Genomic DNA, 17,334 nt, shown 5'->3' with positions numbered 1-17,334 from the left:
GAATGAGCAGTCGTCAATTGCAGGTTTTTTTAAACAACCATTTACAGTCGTTGAAACAACAAGGTTTATACAATGAAATTGATGCATTGGAAAGTCCAAATGGTCCTATTATTACTATTAATGGAAGAAATTTAGTTAATCTTTCATCAAATAATTATTTAGGCTTAGCAACCGATGAGCGGCTAAAAAATACTGCCATCAATGCAATAAAATCATTTGGAGTAGGCTCCGGTGCAGTTCGAACAATCAATGGAACTTTGAAACTGCACACTTTGCTTGAGGAGAGGCTCGCTCAATTTAAGCAAACTGAAGCAGCAATTAGTTATCAATCCGGATTTAATTGTAATATGGCAGCTATTTCAGCTGTGATGGATGAAAACGATGCTATTCTTTCGGACGAATTAAACCATGCTTCAATCATAGATGGCTGCAGACTTTCTCGAGCAAAGATTATCCGATTCAAGCATTCAGATATGGAAGATTTGCGTCAAAAGGCGAAGGAAGCATTAGAGTCAGGTAAATATAACAAAATAATGGTGATAACCGATGGAGTTTTCTCGATGGATGGAGATATTGCTAAGCTGCCTGAAATCGTCAAAATCGCAGAAGAATTCGATTTGATCACTTATGTAGATGATGCCCACGGATCAGGGGTACTTGGAAAAGGCGCGGGGACTGTTAAATACTTCGGTTTATCTGACAAAATTGATTTTCAGATTGGCACGCTTTCAAAAGCACTTGGTGTAGTTGGAGGTTATGTGGCGGGAAAACAAGCATTAATTGATTGGCTTAAAGTACGGAGCCGTCCATTTCTATTTTCTACAGCGATGACACCTGCAGATGTGGCAGCGTGTATCGAGGCAATAAATATTTTAACAAGTAGCACAGCACTTAATGATCGCTTATGGGAAAATGGCGACTATTTGAAGCAAGGCTTAAAAGAACTAGGCTTTAATATCGGCAACAGTGAAACACCAATTACCCCATGCATTATCGGGGATGAAGTTCAAACACAACAATTTAGTCGTCGGTTAATTGAAGAAGGAGTATACGCAAAGGCGATTGTATTCCCAACTGTCCCAAAAGGAACTGGTCGGGTGCGTAATATGCCAACAGCAGCCCATACAAAAGGAATGCTCGATTCGGCCATTGCCATTTACGAAAAAGTTGGTAGGGAAATGGGGTTAATTTAATTGCCCTCAAGTTCCAATATCCTGCCTGAAAAACTGAATATTTGAGTATAAGGGAGGTACAGTGATGAAGAAAATTTTGATTACCGGCGCATTAGGTCAAATCGGTTCAGAACTAACTGCCACCTTGAGACATATTTACGGCACCGACAATGTTGTTGCAACCGATATAAAAAGGACTGTTCGTGAAGTATCAGAATCAGGTCCGTTCGAAATCCTAGATGTAACAGACGGAACAACCATGTTAAACATTGCATCTCAATATCAAGTCGATACAATCATACATTTAGCAGCGTTGTTATCAGCAAAAGCTGAGGAGCAGCCTTTGTTAGCTTGGAATTTAAACATGAACGGGCTCATTAATGCACTTGAGATAGCAAAGGAGCGTAACTGCCAGTTTTTCACGCCGAGCTCAATTGGGGCATTCGGTCCTGCTACCCCTAAAGATATGACGCCTCAAGATACGCTTATGCGTCCGACGACGATGTACGGAGTAAATAAAGTCGCGGGGGAGTTGTTGGCTGACTACTATTTTCATAAATACGGAGTTGATACGCGTGGCTTGCGTTTTCCTGGGTTAATATCTTACGTGACCCCTCCCGGCGGGGGGACGACGGATTATGCTGTGGAAATCTATCATGAGGCACTTAACTGCGGTAAATATACTTGCTATTTAAATAAAGGAACTTATCTTGATATGATGTATATGCCTGACGCCTTACAGGCGATTGTTGACTTAATGGAAGCCGATCCAGCAAAATTGTCACACAGAAATTCCTTTAATGTGACGGCGATGAGTTTTGATCCTGAGCAGGTTGCCACAGAAATAAAGAAGCATCTTCCCCATTTTAACATTTCTTATAAAATTGACCCTATCCGACAAGCAATCGCTGATAGTTGGCCAAATTCATTGGATGCATCAATTGCTAAGGAAGAATGGGGCTTTAAAACACATTACGATTTAGCCAGCATGACAGTCGATATGCTCGAGAAATTAAACTACAACAGACCTATTGCAAGTTAATTAGCTCATGTTAAAGCTGACTCAAGCTCTTTTTATATAGAGAGATGAATCAGCTTTTATTTTTCATACCGCCTTCATTGTTTGTTAATAAATTCGTCATATTTAACCACTATGATGAATGTAATTCAAAAACGAAGGAGATGAACTATGTTAGCTAAACTGAAATCACGCAATGGGATGATGTATGCCTTAACAGGCGTGCTAATCGTCGCTTCGATTATCGTGCTCACTCTTATTTTGATGAATAAGGATGCTATAGCGGAGGTTAATGGGGAGGTTATCAACCAGAATGAACTAAACAAAATCCTTAATGAAACCTATGGGGAAGAGATGCTCGAGGCATTGATTTCTGAAAAATTAATCGAGCAAGCTGCAGCTAAAAAGCATATCAAAGTCTCAAAAAGCGAAATAGATAAGGAATATCAAACTGTTGTGGACTCTTATGGTGGGGAAGAAAGCTTTAAGGAAACGATTGAGGCTAGCGGTGTCACGGTTGCCCAAGTAAAGGCTGATATAAAAAGCTATCTATTAGCGGAAAAACTGCTTAAACCTAGCATAAAAATAAGCGAAGAAGAAATGAAGCAGTATTTTGAAGATAATAAAGCTTCGTTTACGACGCCTCAACAAGTAAAGGCAAGTCATATTTTAGTAGAGGATGAATCAAAAGCAAACGAAATCAAGGAAAAGCTTGCTAATGGAGAAGACTTTACAAAACTGGCTAAGGAATATTCTACCGATACTAGCACAAAGGATAAGGGCGGGGACCTTGGCTTTTTTTACGAAGGTGATATGGTTGCCGAATTTGAAGAAGTAGCCTTTACACTATCAGTAAATGAGATTAGTTCGCCAGTCAAAACTGATTATGGATACCATATTATTAAAGTATTTGAAAAGAAGGAAGCTATAGAAGCCAAGTACGAAGATCATAAAAAAGATATCAAAGCCGCACTGCTTGATGAAAAGTTATCGACTGAATATACATCCTGGCTAGAGGACGCAAGGCTTGATGCGAACATTAAAAAATACTGATTATGATGAGTTTGATAGACATCCTCTTCTATTGGAAAACCCTTAAGCATATACTTTTAAAAAACCATTAGGGGAGATGCCCATGCAGGATTTTCAAGATCAGACGAAAATTCGTGTTCGCTTCATATATATGATATTGTTTGGGTTGATGGCGATCATTCTCATCCGTGTCGGTTATATGCAATTAATCTATCAAAAGAACATCGTAACCTTTGCCCAAATTGATCAAACCGCACAAGAGCTAAATATTCCAATTATCGAAGAAGTCAAAAAGAGCTTTGATGTAAATTTGGACAGGTTTCGCGAGGAATCCACTGACGATATTATTAATAGTGGTAAAACAGATGTTGCTTCATTATCCTTGCTCGATATCGTATATACAAGCTGTACAGATGGTTGTTATGGGCGACCAGCGGTTTATCTCCATGAAAACAAAGGTTATATTTTCTATAAAAATAATAAAGGCGAGAATACCCTCGTTGAAATAAAGCGGTACGATGAGCGTTGGGATGTTGTCGAGGTCTTTGAAAAATCAGGAGAATAGTAAGTCTAAAAATGGAGATTGCATTAGTCTCCTTTTTATTTTGCAATTTTAAAATACCTTGGAAAATTCCGCTTCACTTTCCAGCAGAAATGAACAAAATATTAACAAACTATTTCTGATAGATTAAAAATTTGGGATATATTGAAAAAACGGTTGAACCTTCCTGCAATTCGATTTACTTTGAATTTATAAGAATTTGTTTATGACGATTGGCAAAACTGATGTTTAGCAGACCGAACGATATGGAAGGTGTTTTTATGAAAATTTTAATGATAGAGGATAATGAGAGCGTTTGTTCGATGGTTGAAATGTTCTTCTTAAAGGAAGGCATTGAAGGAGAATTTATTAACGATGGCCTCAAAGGTTATCAGCGGTACAAAGACGGAGAATGGGATTTGTTAATCGTTGATTGGATGTTACCGAATATGGACGGAGTCACGATTTGTCGTAAAATCCGTGAACAAGATAAGGACATTCCGATTATTATGCTAACAGCTAAAGATTCGGAATCAGATCAAGTATTAGGGCTCGAAATGGGAGCGGATGATTATGTAACAAAGCCGTTTAGTCCGCTTGCCTTAATGGCACGCATTAAAGCCGTTTCAAGACGTACCCGTGGTGTTCAAAAAAATAATGAGGAAAATCGCAATCATTATTTAGAAACACAAATGTTTAAAATCAGTAAAGAAACAAGAGAGGTCCTTTTAAATGGTGAGCACATTACCAATTTAACTCCGAAGGAATTTGATCTACTTTATTATTTTATCGAGCATCCACGCCAAGTATTTTCAAGAGAGCAGCTGCTTGAACGGGTTTGGGGCTACCAATATTATGGAGATGAACGGACCGTAGATGTCCATATTAAACGGCTTCGCACAAAAATTGGCACAGCTAAACAGCCGTTTCTCCACACGGTATGGGGCGTCGGCTATAAGTTTGATGAATCGGTGGTAGAGGATGAGGCTTAAATATATTTATCAGCTATTCATCAGCCATATCAGCATTCTCATTGTAGCTTTGCTAATCCTTAGTATTGTTTTTACGAATCTCGTAGAAAACTTCGTGTATCGCACTAAGGCCGAAGAGCTTACAAATTATGGGGAGAGTATATTGCACCAATTCCAGCGAATCCAAGTTGGGCGCGAACAAATTCTAAACCAGTACAGTACTGTTTTAAATGCTCGAAACATTACTTTTATTATCTTTGATGAACGAGGAACAGTAGTGTATCCAGTTGTCGGAAAAATCCCGAGAATTGAACTTGAGAAAAGAGAATGGCAGCAAATAACGGAAGGGGCGACGCTAATTGTGAAGCGCGATACACGCTATGACCAAGACGTTTCATTAGTGGCAGTTCCTTATTTGCAATCTGGTCAATTTGTCGGTGGAATATTACTTCTTTCACCAGTAAGCGGAACACGGGAGATGATAAGTGAAATCAATCGTTACTTGCTTTTTACAGTGGTCATTGCCTTGTCAGTTACTCTATTGTTAAGTTGGATTTTATCCAAGATTCATGTCAAAAGAATTCAAGGAATTCGCGATGCGACCTCAATGATATCAGCTGGTAATTATGAAGTGAAATTACCAGCTTCGGAATTTGATGAGATTGGTGAACTTGCCAGTGATTTTAATAACATGGTAACGAAGCTGAAAAGCTCAATGGATGAAATCGAAAGTTTAGAAAATCGACGCCGTCAATTTATGGCAGATGTTTCCCATGAAATGCGGACGCCATTAACAACCATCAGTGGAGTCATTGAAGGAATGCGGAACAAGATGATTTCTGAGGAAGATAAAGAAAAAGGCATCAGCCTCGTCAGCAAGGAAACGAAACGATTAATTCGACTCGTAAATGAAAATCTAGATTATGAAAAAATAAGATCCAATCAGGTTAAATTGAACAAAGAAGAGATACAATTAGCTGAGCTTCTAGAAATCATCAAAGAAACACTACTGCTTCAAGCAGAAGAAAAAAACACCAGAATCATCATAGAAGCAGAAGAGACAGCCGTTGTGTACGCCGATTATGATCGTTTAACTCAAATCCTAATTAATATTACAAAAAACAGTATTCAATTTACTGCAGATGGCACGATTACACTTCGTGGCATTACAAGTGACACTCACACGATGATTGAGATTGAGGACACAGGTGTAGGGATTCGTGCAGAAGAAATTGAATCAATTTGGCGCCGGTTTTATAAAGCAGATTTATCTCGTAAAAATAATCCTTATGGTGCCTTCGGACTAGGCTTATCGATTGTGAAACAATTGGTCCAGCTTCATAATGGTGAAATTACAGTATCTAGTGAAGAGGGCAAGGGGACAAAATTTGTCATCAAACTACCTCAAAAAACAACGTAATACCACAAAAAACTAGCATCCTTTCAAGGGGTGCTATTTTTTGTGCAAAAGTAACGATTTATTACATAACTCTTCATGTTCTCTTCCTAGTTTGTTAATAAGTTTGTCATATGTTCTCGATAAGATAATCACAGATGAAAGAAATGATAATTACTAACGAAAAAATATCAGTTTCTAGATAAGTGGAGGGTTAGAGCATGGAAAATTTTGAGGATAATCAACAACAAGTCACTATTCAAAAGGCTTCAAAGGGTAAACAATTTATTGCCACAGTAACAGGTGGGATTATTGGATCGGTTTTAACAGTTGCATTCATTGCAAGTCCATATTCCGAGCAAGTCTTAAACAAAATGAATCTAGAAACTATATCACAAGCCATTCAAAAATTCGAGGCAAAGGATGAAGTAAAAATAGATTCAAATACGCAAACCGTAACTGCACAAGCAACAAAGGGTGACACCAGCTTTAATTCAATCTCTGATATGGTCGAAACTGCTTCTAAATCGATTGTTGGTGTAACTAATATTCAACAGGCGAAAAACCGCTATACTTCACAAAATCAAACGGTCAAAAGCGGGACAGGCTCTGGGGTGATCTTTAAAATCGTGGACAATTCAGCTTATATCGTGACGAATAATCACGTTATCGAAGGTGCAAGTGAAGTTGAGATTACACTAGAAAATGGGCAGAAAACAAACGCGAAAATCATTGGTGCGGATGCGCTGACCGATTTAGCGGTTTTGGAAATAGATGCAAAAAATGTGAGTAATGTTCTTAGCTTTGCCGATTCAAGCACAGTTCGTGCAGGTGACCAGGTTGTTGCAATCGGTAATCCATTGGGCCTTGATTTATCGGGTACGGTAACACAAGGAATTGTTAGTGGTGTTGATCGTTCGATGTCAGTTTCTACATCTAGTGGAGAATGGGATCTCGATGTAATCCAAACTGATGCAGCGATTAATCCCGGCAATAGCGGCGGGGCGCTTCTTAACACGGATGGACAGGTCATTGGTATCAATAGTCTAAAAATTTCAGAAAGTGGTATTGAAGGATTAGGCTTTGCCATTCCAAGTAACGATGTTATTCCAATCGTTAACGAGTTGATTTCAAAAGGAAAAATTACTAGACCCTATTTGGGAGTTAGTCTAACAGATTTAGAGCAAATCCCAGCGCAATACCTTCAAGACCTTCCAGAAAACATTACAAACGGAACAATGGTGACCAATCTCAATCCTGATTCAGCTGCAAGCAAAGCCGGTCTTAAAGTACAGGATATTATCGTTTCGTTTAATGAAACTGAAATTGATGGAGCCAGTGATTTACGAAAAATCCTTTACACACAATTAAAAGTTGGTGAAAAAGTGAAAATTGGCGTGTACCGAAACGGTAAGCTCGAAACAATCACAGTGACATTAACAGAATAACTTTGAAAGGAGGTGAAATGGATGAAAAAAAGAATACTATGGTTTATTGGCATTGCTATATGTGCATTAGTTGTATTCCACTTATCAAAAATGGCTTTCCTACATCTTGGTCAGGCTCCTTTTAGCCAAGACATAACACAAGTTCATCATCAAGTTGTGATGCACAGCTTTGATAAAGGTGGTTTGGGCCACTTTAATGAACCAAGGCATGGAATTGAGGTTCATCAGCGCTTTGTTGGAGGACACCATACTCACCATGGTACGTTTTTTCCAATTTTATTTGACCTAGGATTAATTATCGCCGGATTAGCGCTTCTAAAATTTGCCGGTAAAAAGTCTTTGGTTAAGGGGATTGGTGCTGCGCTACTGTTTATAGGATTATGGACGTTATTACCGAACTGGCTTGCGTTACTATTCCTATTAATGGGAGGCTATTATTGGTATAAAACACGTGAAAAAGCCGAAGAAACAATGGATGTTATCAGTGAATATGTATCTGTTCCAACTCAAAAACTAGATTTCCTAGATGAATGGGAACGGTCAATAAACAAGGAGGTAAAATAATGGGTATTTTTAAAAGATTAAAAGGGATTGCACTTGCTGATGTCAATCATGCAATTGATAAAATGGAAGATCCAATTAAAATGCTAAAACAATATTTACGTGACTTAGAGGCAGAAATGGAAAAGGCAGAGAATGCACTATCCAACCAATTATTTATTGAAAAGAAATACGAAGTACTAATTGCTGAATCGGAAGGTATCATCGAAAAACGTGTTCGCCAGGCTCAATTAGCTGTTGACCGGAATGAGGATGAAATTGCTAAATTAGCACTTCAAGATAAAATCAGCCACGAGAAAAAATTAGTGCAAACCAAAGCGACGTACGAAACGATCAAGCAACAAACGACCAGTTTATATGGTCAAGTCAAAAAATTACAGGATACGTATGAGCATTTACAGCAGAAAAAACTGGCGCTTATTGCCAGAGCTAACGCAGCTCAAGCTTCTCAGCACGTGAATCAAACCTTAACCTCGTTTTCACCACAAAATGCCATTAAAGGATTTTCACGTATGGAAGAACAAATTTTAAATCTAGAGGCAAAAGCTAGTGCAACACAATCAATTCATGAAATGAAACGACCACAAGAGAATGTACTCTTGGATAAAGTACTACAGGATGAAGTTCAAAAAGAATTAGACTTGCTTAAACAAGCAAAGCCTACAACAGCGTAAGCACAGACAATCCCCAAAGCTCATGGCTAAGGGGATTGTTGATGTTTATTTTTTTACATAAATTAGCTTCTCTTGTTTTTCTTTGACGACACCAATGATTTCAGCAACAGCATGTCCGCGTTTGTGAAGATTTTCGATATATTGTATTGCTTCTGATTCATCTAGTGCTACCAGCAATCCACCTGATGTAATCGCATCGCATAGGACGATTTGCTCGTGTTGCTGTATATTCTCGTAATCGACGTCATCCAACAGCCACTTGTGGTTAGCTTTTGACCCTCCTGGTACGACCCCATCTTTAGCGAGTTCAAATGCTCCCTCGAGCACTGGAACCTGTGATAGATGAATCTCCAAGCTGACATTACTTCCTCTTGCCATTTCACTTCCATGTCCAAGTAATCCAAATCCGGTCACATCAGTTACCGCATAAGGATGAAGTCCTTCAAGCGCTTCTGCAGCCGTTTTATTTAACATGGCCATTGTTTCCGTTACAATTTCTTCTTGTTCCGCAGTAACAGCACAGCGTTTTATCCCAGTAGTAATAATACCAACACCGATTGGCTTCGTTATGACTAATACATTCCCAGGTTTTGCACCAACGTTTTTCCAAATTTTCGAAGGGTGCACAATGCCTGTTACAGATAAGCCAAATTTTGGTTCCTGGTCATCAATTGAATGGCCCCCAACTGTGACAGCGCCACTTTCTGTCACTTTATCAGAAGCACCGCGTAATATTTCAGCTAAGATATCTGGACCTAATTTTTTTACCGGGTACCCAACAATGTTCAGGACTGTTTTTGGTACACCGCCCATTGCATAAACATCACTTAACGCATTTGCTGCGGCAATTTGTCCAAATTTATATGGATCATCCACAATGGGAGTAAAATAATCAAGAGTTTGAATTAGTGCAATTGAATCTGTTAACTGAAAAACGCCGGCATCGTCGCTAGTTTCATGCCCAACTAATAATTCTGGGACTGGGGCTTGCTCAGGTAAAAGGCGCAACACTTGCGCCAGGTCCTCAGGACCAATTTTGCAGCCTCAGCCAGCTTTTGTAGAAAATGAAGTTAGGCGTATTTTATCTTGTTCACTCACGTTTTTCACCTCCAATGTTTAGTATACCTTTAATTATCTGTTCGCGCACAATATTAAAACAGATAATTTGCGTGATACCTCGTGCTTATACTACAATTACGATAGCAATTTTTTAATTAAAGGGGAAATTCCTATGAAGAAATATTCAGTAATAATTGAATTTTGCATGATGTGAAACTACGCTCCGAAAGCTGCGAGTGTCGCAGAAGACTTATTTACACATTTCAGAGGAGAAATCGAGAAATTGGAGCTCATTCCTGCTTCCGGTGGAATTTTCGAGGTTACTGTAAATGATGAAAAGATCTATTCAAAAAAGGAAACAGGCGTATTTCCACGATCAAATGAATTAATTGAAAAAATGAATGCATAAAGTGTTTTTAGAGACTGGTTTTATATAACTTCAGTCTCTTTTTCATTAGAAAAAATTTAGAACATAATGTGACAATTTTTCTCGAGATTTTTAATAGTGGTAAATATTGATATAATAGCTAATGTATCTATTTTTGGAGGGGTTTTTTTGAAACATTTACTGCGATCTTTACCTCCTGTTCATGAGCTGCAAAAGGATGATCGGTTTTCAAAAATTGAATCCGAACACAAGCTGGAGACAGGCTATTTAACCGAAATAATAAAACAAACTCTAGACTCCGTTAGAGAAGAAATATTAACCGGAACCTGGAAGGGAGCCGAGCCAGGAACGTCCCTTTTTTTAAATGATATCTTCACTATAACTGAAACGCAGGTGAAGAAAAAAACAAGCTACACATTAAAAAGAGTAATTAACGCCACAGGTACAATTTTACATACAAATCTTGGAAGAGCACGATTAAGTGATCGAGCCACTGAACATGTAGTCGTAGCAGCACAAAACTACTCTAATTTGGAATACAAGATTCAAGAAGGTGAAAGAGGCTCGAGACATACCCATGTGGAAACCCTAATCAAAGAAATCACAGGTGCAGAAGCAGCGATGGTTGTTAATAATAATGCTGCTGCGGTGTATTTAGTTCTTCGTGCGCTCGCCTTTGAAAAAGAAGTGATTGTTTCGCGTGGTCAATTAGTTGAAATCGGTGGTTCGTTCCGCATTTCTTCAATCATGGAAGAAAGTGGCGCGAAGCTAATCGAGGTCGGAACAACCAATAAAACTCATTTATACGATTATGAAAACGCTATTTCCGATCAGACTGCGATGCTCCTAAAAGTGCACACCAGTAATTTTAAAACGATAGGTTTCACGAAATCTGTAGAGACAGAGGAATTAGTCAATTTATCCCAAAAACACGAGCAGGTGATTTTTTATGAAGACCTCGGAAGTGGCGTTTTATACGACTTCCGAAAGCACGGAATTGGTGATGAACCTGTTGTTGGCGAAGTGCTGAGAGCAGGTGCAGATATCGTTTCTTTTAGTGGAGACAAGCTCCTCGGTGGTCCCCAGGCTGGAATTATCGCTGGTAAAAAAGCATTGATTGATAGGTTAAAAAAGCATCAACTCGCACGTGTTCTACGAGTTGATAAGATGACTCTTGCAGCATTAGAAGGTACCTTGATTGATTATGTAAAGGGTGGAAGTGAATTACGAAATATACCAACCATCCGCGATTTGCTCATTACTCAAAAAGAAATACAAAGTAAAGGTGTTCGCTTTATACGTCAAATCCATGAAACTTATCAAGTGAAGATAATAGAAGGTACTAGTCAAGTTGGTGGAGGTACGATGCCGGATGTCGAGCTACCGACCTATGTTGTAGGGATTAGCCATCCACAGTTAACTGCTGAACAGCTAGCAAGAAAGCTACGAACTGAGCATTCCCCAGCGATTATAGTCCGAATTCAAAATGAAGAAATACAACTCGACTTACGAACCGTTACAGAACCAGAACTAGAACTCATCTTAATCGCACTAAAAAAGGTTGCAAATGGTGAATAACACCATGCAACCTTTTTTAATGTCAATCTTGTCGCCGATAAGCAGGCGCCTTCCGCTTTTCTCTGTCTAGCTCCAGCGGCTAGAGGCTCGGGTCATAAGCCGTTCCGTCCAGAAGGTTAAAGAACAACCTTCCAGCCGGCTCGTCTTATGCCTGTCGCCTCTGGGCAAGCCGCTTCCGCTTTTCTTGTCTAGCTCCAGCGGCTAGAGGCTCGGGGTCATAAGCCGTTCCGTCCAGAAGGTTAAAGAACAACCTTCCAGCCGGCTCGTCTTATGCCTGTCGCCTCTGGGCAAGCCGCTTCCGCTTTTCTACATATCATGGTGCTGGTTATGTTTTTGTCTTGTGTGGTTGCGATTTTTAACTTTATGGGAGCCGCTTAATGGCTCGGGTTGACCGCTATTTCCACCTTTTGGTGCATTTCGGCGCATATCTTTTCCGTTGTTTTTGTTCATGTAAATCCCTCCTAAATATAGATTGTGAATTCAACGCACGTTTATACTGAATATTTCTTTTAAAAACTGCACAATTTAACGGTAACCTTGGAATAGGAGTGAAAAAGTACATGCCTTATCATAAGAACAAACAACAAGCATTTCAGGCAGCGCAACAAGGAATTGAGGATGTGCAAGGACTATATAGTGAAATTGTGCAAGATAGTGCGAGCTATGGTCACCAATTAAAGCATTTGAAAAATGAAGTCAACGAAGCATACCAACAAATTGAAAATGCTTTGGAGGTTGCGTCAGACCACCAACGATCTCAGTTGGAACGCTTCCGCTCAGATCTAGAAAGCATCATACATGAAGTGAATCTACCTGATAATTGAACAAATAGCGGTCACTTAATAGTGACCGCTTTATTTATGTTCTTTAATATTACCACCGTAATCTACTTCCACTTAATCGTCGTTACTGATTTTTCTTTCTCTTTTTATTATTCAACTTTTGCTTTTCTGTTAAAGGCTCATTTGAAAACTCTTCATTAAATCCTGCTCCCATACCCTGCGATTTTGCCGCATTCATTCCAGGGATGACGTGATTTGCTTTTCGTTTTGACAATATTTTCACCTCCAATTATAGTTTTACCGCTTCAAAAAATGTCATGCAGATGTTCTGATGTTATATTAGGATAAAATAATATCCATGAAACAGGATTAGTATTTGATTAATAGCTCTTTATTTATCTAGTTTTAATACATAAAAATGATTAAAATCATTAAAACAATAAGATAAACTTATACAAAGCAATAACTTTCTTGTTATTTACTTATAACGCCGAATATATTAAAATTGGAATTGCAAGAAAAGTTCGGATGGGTGAAAATTCAAACTTTTCGACAATTAACCTTGTTTTGGTATAATTGAGTACGAATAGGGGGTAATACATATGTCAAAAAATGATGTTTTAGCAAAAAACGATGTATTCCAATCACGGACATCGTTTGAACTGAACGGCAAAAAGTATAACTATTATCGTTTAAGTGCACTTGAAGAAGCGGGTCTTGGAAAAATCTCAAGATTACCTTACTCAATCAAAGTGTTACTTGAATCAGTGTTACGTCAATATGACGGACGTGTAATTACAAAAGAACACGTAGAAAACCTTGCAAAATGGGGTACAAGCGAAGTTAAGGAAATCGATGTTCCTTTCAAACCTTCACGCGTTATCCTTCAAGACTTCACTGGGGTACCTGCAGTAGTTGACCTTGCTTCACTTCGTAAGGCAATGGCTGACATGGGTGGAAATCCAGATGCAATCAACCCTGAAAAAACTGTAGACCTAGTTATCGACCACTCAGTACAGGTTGACAACTACGGTTCACAAACTGCTTTAGAAGCTAACATGGAATTAGAATTCGAACGTAACGCTGAGCGTTATCAATTCCTAAGCTGGGCTCAAAAAGCATTTGATAACTATCGTGCAGTTCCACCTGCAACTGGTATCGTTCACCAAGTTAACCTTGAGTATTTAGCTGATGTTGTTCATGTTGCTACAACAGCAGACGGCGAGCTTGAAGCATACCCAGATACATTAGTTGGTACAGATTCACATACAACTATGATCAACGGTATTGGCGTACTTGGTTGGGGTGTTGGTGGTATTGAAGCAGAAGCTGGAATGCTTGGACAACCTTCATACTTCCCAGTTCCAGAAGTTATCGGTGTAAAATTAGTTGGTGAACTTCCAAACGGTGCTACTGCAACTGACCTTGCGTTAAAAGTAACTCAAGTTCTTCGTGGTGCTGGCGTGGTAAATAAATTCGTTGAGTTCTTCGGACCTGGCGTTTCTTCATTACCATTAGCTGACCGTGCAACTGTTGCTAACATGGCTCCAGAATACGGCGCAACTTGCGGATTCTTCCCAATTGATGGCGAATCATTAGCATACCTACAATTAACTGGTCGTGACGAAGAAGCAGTTAAAGTTGTTGAAAAATATTGCCAAGAAAACGGCTTATTCTTAGATCCAAGCGATGAGCCTGTATATACTAAAGTTGTTGAAATCGATCTTTCTGCGATTGAGGCTAATCTTTCTGGTCCTAAGCGTCCACAAGATTTAATTCCTCTATCTCAAATGAAAGAAACTTTCGTTAACCAAATCAGTGCTCCTCAAGGTAACCAAGGCTTTGGCTTAACTGAAGCTGAACTTGACAGAGAAATCACTGTTAAATTTAACAATGGTGACGAAGCTGTTATGAAAACTGGTGCTATCGCAATCGCTGCTATCACTAGCTGTACTAACACTTCTAACCCATACGTTCTTGTTGGCGCTGGTTTAGTTGCTAAGAAGGCAGTTGAATTAGGTTTAGAAGTTCCTAAATTTGTTAAAACTTCTTTAGCTCCTGGTTCTAAAGTTGTAACTGGATACCTTCGTGATTCAGGCTTACTTCCATACCTTGAGCAATTAGGTTTCAATACAGTAGGTTACGGATGTACTACTTGTATCGGTAACTCAGGTCCATTGAAAGACGAGATTGAAAAAGCTGTAGCAGATAGCGACTTATTAGTAACTTCTGTTCTTTCTGGTAACCGTAACTTTGAAGGACGTATTCACCCACTAGTAAAAGGTAACTACCTTGCATCTCCACCACTTGTTGTGGCATATGCACTAGCTGGAAACGTGAACATCGACCTTCAAAACGACTCACTAGGTAAAGATAAAGATGGCAATGATGTATTCTTCAAAGACATTTGGCCAACTACTGCTGAAGTTAACGAAGTTGTTAAGCAAACTGTAACACCTGAATTATTCCGTAAAGAATATGAAAACGTATTTGGCGACAACGCTCGTTGGAACGAAATCAAAACTAGCAATGAGCCATTATACACTTGGGATGCGGATTCAACTTACATCCAAAACCCTCCATTCTTCGAAGGCTTAAAAGCTGATCCAGATGAAGTTAAACCTTTAACTGGCTTACGTGTAGTTGGTAAATTTGGTGATTCAGTAACAACTGACCACATTTCACCAGCTGGTTCAATTGGTAAAGATACTCCAGCAGGTAAATACCTGACTGAAAAAGGCGTTTCTCCACGTGACTTCAACTCTTACGGTTCTCGCCGTGGTAACCACGAAGTTATGATGAGAGGTACATTCGCTAACATCCGTATCCGTAACCAAATTGCTCCTGGTACAGAAGGTGGATTCACTACTTACTGGCCAACTGGCGAAGTTATGGCTATCTTTGATGCTTGCATGAAGTACAAAGAAGAAGGTACTGGTCTTGCAATCCTAGCAGGTAAAGATTACGGTATGGGATCTTCTCGTGACTGGGCCGCAAAAGGTACAAACCTATTAGGAATTAAAACAGTTATCGCTGAAAGCTTCGAGCGTATTCACCGTTCTAACCTAGTGTTAATGGGTGTTCTTCCACTTCAATTCAAAGCTGGAGAAAGCGCAGAAACACTTGGCTTAACAGGTAAAGAAACAATCGAAGTTCAAGTTGATGAAAACGTAAAACCACGTGATATGGTAAAAGTTACAGCTACTGACGAAGCTGGCAACAAGAAAGAATTCGAAGTTCTTGTTCGTTTCGACTCAGAAGTTGAAATCGACTACTACCGTCATGGCGGTATTCTACAAATGGTATTACGCGAAAAAGTTAAAGCTGCTAAAGCTAACTAATAGTATTGAGACGTCCGATATTTATTTTCGGACGTCTTAATTATTATTTTTTTTACAAACAATAATACCCGTGTAGGTATTTCATAATTTTGTCACATTTTATCGGCAGACAGCTTTGTTATATTAAGTTTTTTAGGTTAAAATATTTTCAATGGTATTAATTTTGAGGAGGAGCAGCATGATTAAAAAAGTAATTGCTGCAGTAGTCATTGTAGCCTTATTTGCAGTAGCAATGGTGCAAGCAATGGGGAAGGAAGAACAAGATACATCTGGACAAAAAGTTGGTCTTGAGATCGGAAATACCCCGCCAGATTTTGAATTAAAAACATTAGCTGGAGATACAGTTAAACTATCTGATTATAAGGGTAAAAAAGTGATGTTAAATTTCTGGGCAACTTGGTGTCCACCTTGTAAAGCAGAAATGCCTGATATGCAAAAATTTTATGAAGGTAACAAAGATCGGGTTGAAATATTAGCTGTTAACATGGATACAACGAATGATGTTGCAGGCTTCGTAAAAGAGTATGGACTAACATTTCCAATTCTATTAGATGAAAATAATGAAGTAAATAAAGATTATGGCATCGTCTCCATTCCAACAACTTTCTTTATAAACGAAAAAGGAATAATCGATTATAAGATTACTGGTTCAATGAAGCTAGAGGATATGGAAGAAAATACGAAATAGTCAAAAGCTAACCAAGTTTGGTTAGCTTTTTTTTGTAAAAAGCAAGATATATTCTGTTTATTTTACAATTCCGTTTTCATGATTATTAACATAGTAAATACTTAAAATAATTTTCAAAAAGTTGTAATAATTGAAAGCGTTTCCGGACAGAATAACTGATACAATAACAATAAGGAAGGTGAATATGATGAGAAAACCTAGAAAACGCTCCTTTGCCGAGTTAGTTTCCGAAAACAAACGTCAGCTATTAAGCGACCGTGATGCGATGGAAAAAATCGAAAATCGTATCGAAGCAAAAAGATTGGAAAAAGCAGAATAGATTTGGATGCATTTCCTAATGATGTTCCTTTCATAAATGGGTAAGCTATTTATGAGGAGGGATTTAATATGGGCAAGCAGAAAAAAAGAAGTCAGGCTTTTGTTCCAGAAACCCTAGGTACGCAACCCCGAGGATTTGGAGGCAATAAAGGGAAGCAAATGCAGGATACATCTGGAAAACACGCCCAAGTCATCCAAACTAAAGGGGAATAAATATATCCTCTACAATGAACCCGCCATTTTGGTGGGTTTTATTTTGTATTTTTTTCATACGTTTTAATCAATTTCCACCCTTTACCTTTTATTATTTTCAAGATTCGTTACAAACTAAATTTGTAACAAGCATAAAGATATAGGAGGATGAAGT

General features: G+C 38.7%; 18 protein-coding genes and 1 pseudogene. 16 read left to right on the top strand and 3 right to left on the bottom strand.

Annotated features, from left to right (window positions below):
- Positions 1-2 precede the first annotated feature (2 nt).
- From FXW34_RS14595 to FXW34_RS14555, 9 genes are all read left to right on the top strand, one after another.
- Positions 3-1,193, top strand: coding sequence for a glycine C-acetyltransferase (locus FXW34_RS14595; RefSeq protein WP_147534737.1), 1,191 nt, complete (start codon positions 3-5; stop codon positions 1,191-1,193).
- A 64-nt stretch (positions 1,194-1,257) separates the two neighbouring features.
- A complete protein-coding gene (locus FXW34_RS14590; protein ID WP_147534736.1) occupies positions 1,258-2,214 on the top strand; it encodes an L-threonine 3-dehydrogenase in 957 nt (318 codons plus the stop codon).
- A 147-nt stretch (positions 2,215-2,361) separates the two neighbouring features.
- A complete protein-coding gene (locus FXW34_RS14585; protein ID WP_147534735.1) occupies positions 2,362-3,243 on the top strand; it encodes a peptidylprolyl isomerase in 882 nt (293 codons plus the stop codon).
- Between the two features lie 82 nt (positions 3,244-3,325).
- Positions 3,326-3,787: a hypothetical protein gene (locus tag FXW34_RS14580; RefSeq protein WP_147534734.1), complete on the top strand. Its 462-nt coding sequence runs from the start codon at positions 3,326-3,328 to the stop codon at positions 3,785-3,787.
- A 257-nt stretch (positions 3,788-4,044) separates the two neighbouring features.
- On the top strand, positions 4,045-4,755 hold the full coding sequence (locus FXW34_RS14575; protein ID WP_147534733.1) for a response regulator transcription factor: 711 nt from the start codon (positions 4,045-4,047) through the stop codon (positions 4,753-4,755).
- The gene (locus FXW34_RS14570) at positions 4,745-6,154 is read left to right on the top strand and encodes a sensor histidine kinase (RefSeq protein ID WP_147534732.1); all 1,410 of its coding nucleotides are present in this window, start codon (positions 4,745-4,747) and stop codon (positions 6,152-6,154) included. Before FXW34_RS14575 ends, FXW34_RS14570 begins: the two co-directional genes overlap by 11 nt.
- A gap of 197 nt (positions 6,155-6,351) precedes the next feature.
- Positions 6,352-7,578: a S1C family serine protease gene (locus tag FXW34_RS14565; RefSeq protein ID WP_147534731.1), complete on the top strand. Its 1,227-nt coding sequence runs from the start codon at positions 6,352-6,354 to the stop codon at positions 7,576-7,578.
- Positions 7,579-7,599: 21 nt separating this feature from the next.
- On the top strand, positions 7,600-8,142 hold the full coding sequence (locus FXW34_RS14560) for a hypothetical protein (RefSeq protein WP_147534730.1): 543 nt from the start codon (positions 7,600-7,602) through the stop codon (positions 8,140-8,142).
- Entirely contained in the window at positions 8,142-8,813 is a 672-nt protein-coding gene (locus FXW34_RS14555; RefSeq protein ID WP_147534729.1) for a PspA/IM30 family protein, read from the top strand. The genes FXW34_RS14560 and FXW34_RS14555 overlap by 1 nt, the downstream gene beginning before the upstream one ends.
- Positions 8,814-8,858: 45 nt before the next feature.
- On the opposite strand, the gene selD is transcribed toward FXW34_RS14555, so the two are convergent.
- Positions 8,859-9,911, bottom strand: coding sequence for a selenide, water dikinase SelD (gene selD / locus FXW34_RS14550; protein ID WP_147534728.1), 1,053 nt, complete (start codon positions 9,909-9,911; stop codon positions 8,859-8,861).
- 187 nt (positions 9,912-10,098) lie between these two features.
- Between selD and FXW34_RS14545 the strand changes: the two are divergent.
- Positions 10,099-10,281, top strand: a pseudogene (locus FXW34_RS14545) (Rdx family protein); the annotation flags it as partial.
- Positions 10,282-10,428: 147 nt separating this feature from the next.
- The gene (gene selA / locus FXW34_RS14540) at positions 10,429-11,838 is read left to right on the top strand and encodes an L-seryl-tRNA(Sec) selenium transferase (protein WP_147534726.1); all 1,410 of its coding nucleotides are present in this window, start codon (positions 10,429-10,431) and stop codon (positions 11,836-11,838) included.
- 306 nt (positions 11,839-12,144) lie between these two features.
- Here the strand turns inward: selA and FXW34_RS14535 are convergent, their stop codons facing one another.
- Positions 12,145-12,288, bottom strand: a complete 144-nt coding sequence (locus FXW34_RS14535; RefSeq protein WP_147534725.1) for a small acid-soluble spore protein P — start codon at positions 12,286-12,288, stop codon at positions 12,145-12,147.
- A gap of 110 nt (positions 12,289-12,398) precedes the next feature.
- Between FXW34_RS14535 and FXW34_RS14530 the strand changes: the two genes are divergently transcribed.
- On the top strand, positions 12,399-12,662 hold the full coding sequence (locus FXW34_RS14530) for a hypothetical protein (RefSeq protein WP_147534724.1): 264 nt from the start codon (positions 12,399-12,401) through the stop codon (positions 12,660-12,662).
- Positions 12,663-12,744: 82 nt separating this feature from the next.
- On the opposite strand, the gene sspO is transcribed toward FXW34_RS14530, so the two are convergent.
- Positions 12,745-12,894: a small acid-soluble spore protein O gene (gene sspO, locus FXW34_RS14525; RefSeq protein WP_147534723.1), complete on the bottom strand. Its 150-nt coding sequence runs from the start codon at positions 12,892-12,894 to the stop codon at positions 12,745-12,747.
- 328 nt (positions 12,895-13,222) lie between these two features.
- On the opposite strand from sspO, the gene acnA reads away from it, so the two are divergent.
- The 4 genes from acnA to FXW34_RS14505 all read left to right on the top strand — a co-directional run bounded on the left by acnA (position 13,223) and on the right by FXW34_RS14505 (position 17,180).
- Positions 13,223-15,961 carry an aconitate hydratase AcnA gene (gene acnA, locus FXW34_RS14520; protein ID WP_147534722.1) on the top strand — a complete coding sequence of 913 codons (2,739 nt, stop codon included), beginning with the start codon at positions 13,223-13,225 and terminating at the stop codon, positions 15,959-15,961.
- 178 nt (positions 15,962-16,139) lie between these two features.
- Complete coding sequence (locus FXW34_RS14515; RefSeq protein ID WP_147534721.1) at positions 16,140-16,649, top strand: peroxiredoxin family protein; 510 nt, start codon at positions 16,140-16,142, stop codon at positions 16,647-16,649.
- Positions 16,650-16,836: 187 nt separating this feature from the next.
- On the top strand, positions 16,837-16,968 hold the full coding sequence (locus tag FXW34_RS14510; protein WP_147534720.1) for an FbpB family small basic protein: 132 nt from the start codon (positions 16,837-16,839) through the stop codon (positions 16,966-16,968).
- A gap of 68 nt (positions 16,969-17,036) precedes the next feature.
- Positions 17,037-17,180, top strand: a complete 144-nt coding sequence (locus FXW34_RS14505; RefSeq protein ID WP_147534719.1) for an acid-soluble spore protein N — start codon at positions 17,037-17,039, stop codon at positions 17,178-17,180.
- The last annotated feature ends 154 nt before the right edge of the window (positions 17,181-17,334 follow it).

This window comes from Bacillus marasmi (assembly GCF_902168435.1).
Lineage (GTDB): Bacteria > Bacillota > Bacilli > Bacillales > Cytobacillaceae > Bacillus_BU > Bacillus_BU marasmi.
This window is presented reverse-complemented; position numbering and strand designations above follow the sequence as displayed.

What these genes read in the sequence shown, in the direction of transcription:
- FXW34_RS14595 (WP_147534737.1), top strand. Translation starts at nt 3, where the DNA reads ATGAGCAGTCGTCAATTGCAGGTTTTTTTAAACAACCATTTACAGTCG.
- FXW34_RS14590 (WP_147534736.1), top strand. Translation starts at nt 1,258, where the DNA reads ATGAAGAAAATTTTGATTACCGGCGCATTAGGTCAAATCGGTTCAGAA.
- FXW34_RS14585 (WP_147534735.1), top strand. Translation starts at nt 2,362, where the DNA reads ATGTTAGCTAAACTGAAATCACGCAATGGGATGATGTATGCCTTAACA.
- FXW34_RS14580 (WP_147534734.1), top strand. Translation starts at nt 3,326, where the DNA reads ATGCAGGATTTTCAAGATCAGACGAAAATTCGTGTTCGCTTCATATAT.
- FXW34_RS14575 (WP_147534733.1), top strand. Translation starts at nt 4,045, where the DNA reads ATGAAAATTTTAATGATAGAGGATAATGAGAGCGTTTGTTCGATGGTT.
- FXW34_RS14570 (WP_147534732.1), top strand. Translation starts at nt 4,745, where the DNA reads ATGAGGCTTAAATATATTTATCAGCTATTCATCAGCCATATCAGCATT.
- FXW34_RS14565 (WP_147534731.1), top strand. Translation starts at nt 6,352, where the DNA reads ATGGAAAATTTTGAGGATAATCAACAACAAGTCACTATTCAAAAGGCT.
- FXW34_RS14560 (WP_147534730.1), top strand. Translation starts at nt 7,600, where the DNA reads ATGAAAAAAAGAATACTATGGTTTATTGGCATTGCTATATGTGCATTA.
- FXW34_RS14555 (WP_147534729.1), top strand. Translation starts at nt 8,142, where the DNA reads ATGGGTATTTTTAAAAGATTAAAAGGGATTGCACTTGCTGATGTCAAT.
- FXW34_RS14535 (WP_147534725.1), bottom strand. Translation starts at nt 12,288, where the DNA reads ATGAACAAAAACAACGGAAAAGATATGCGCCGAAATGCACCAAAAGGT.
- FXW34_RS14530 (WP_147534724.1), top strand. Translation starts at nt 12,399, where the DNA reads ATGCCTTATCATAAGAACAAACAACAAGCATTTCAGGCAGCGCAACAA.
- acnA (WP_147534722.1), top strand. Translation starts at nt 13,223, where the DNA reads ATGTCAAAAAATGATGTTTTAGCAAAAAACGATGTATTCCAATCACGG.
- FXW34_RS14515 (WP_147534721.1), top strand. Translation starts at nt 16,140, where the DNA reads ATGATTAAAAAAGTAATTGCTGCAGTAGTCATTGTAGCCTTATTTGCA.
- FXW34_RS14510 (WP_147534720.1), top strand. Translation starts at nt 16,837, where the DNA reads ATGAGAAAACCTAGAAAACGCTCCTTTGCCGAGTTAGTTTCCGAAAAC.
- FXW34_RS14505 (WP_147534719.1), top strand. Translation starts at nt 17,037, where the DNA reads ATGGGCAAGCAGAAAAAAAGAAGTCAGGCTTTTGTTCCAGAAACCCTA.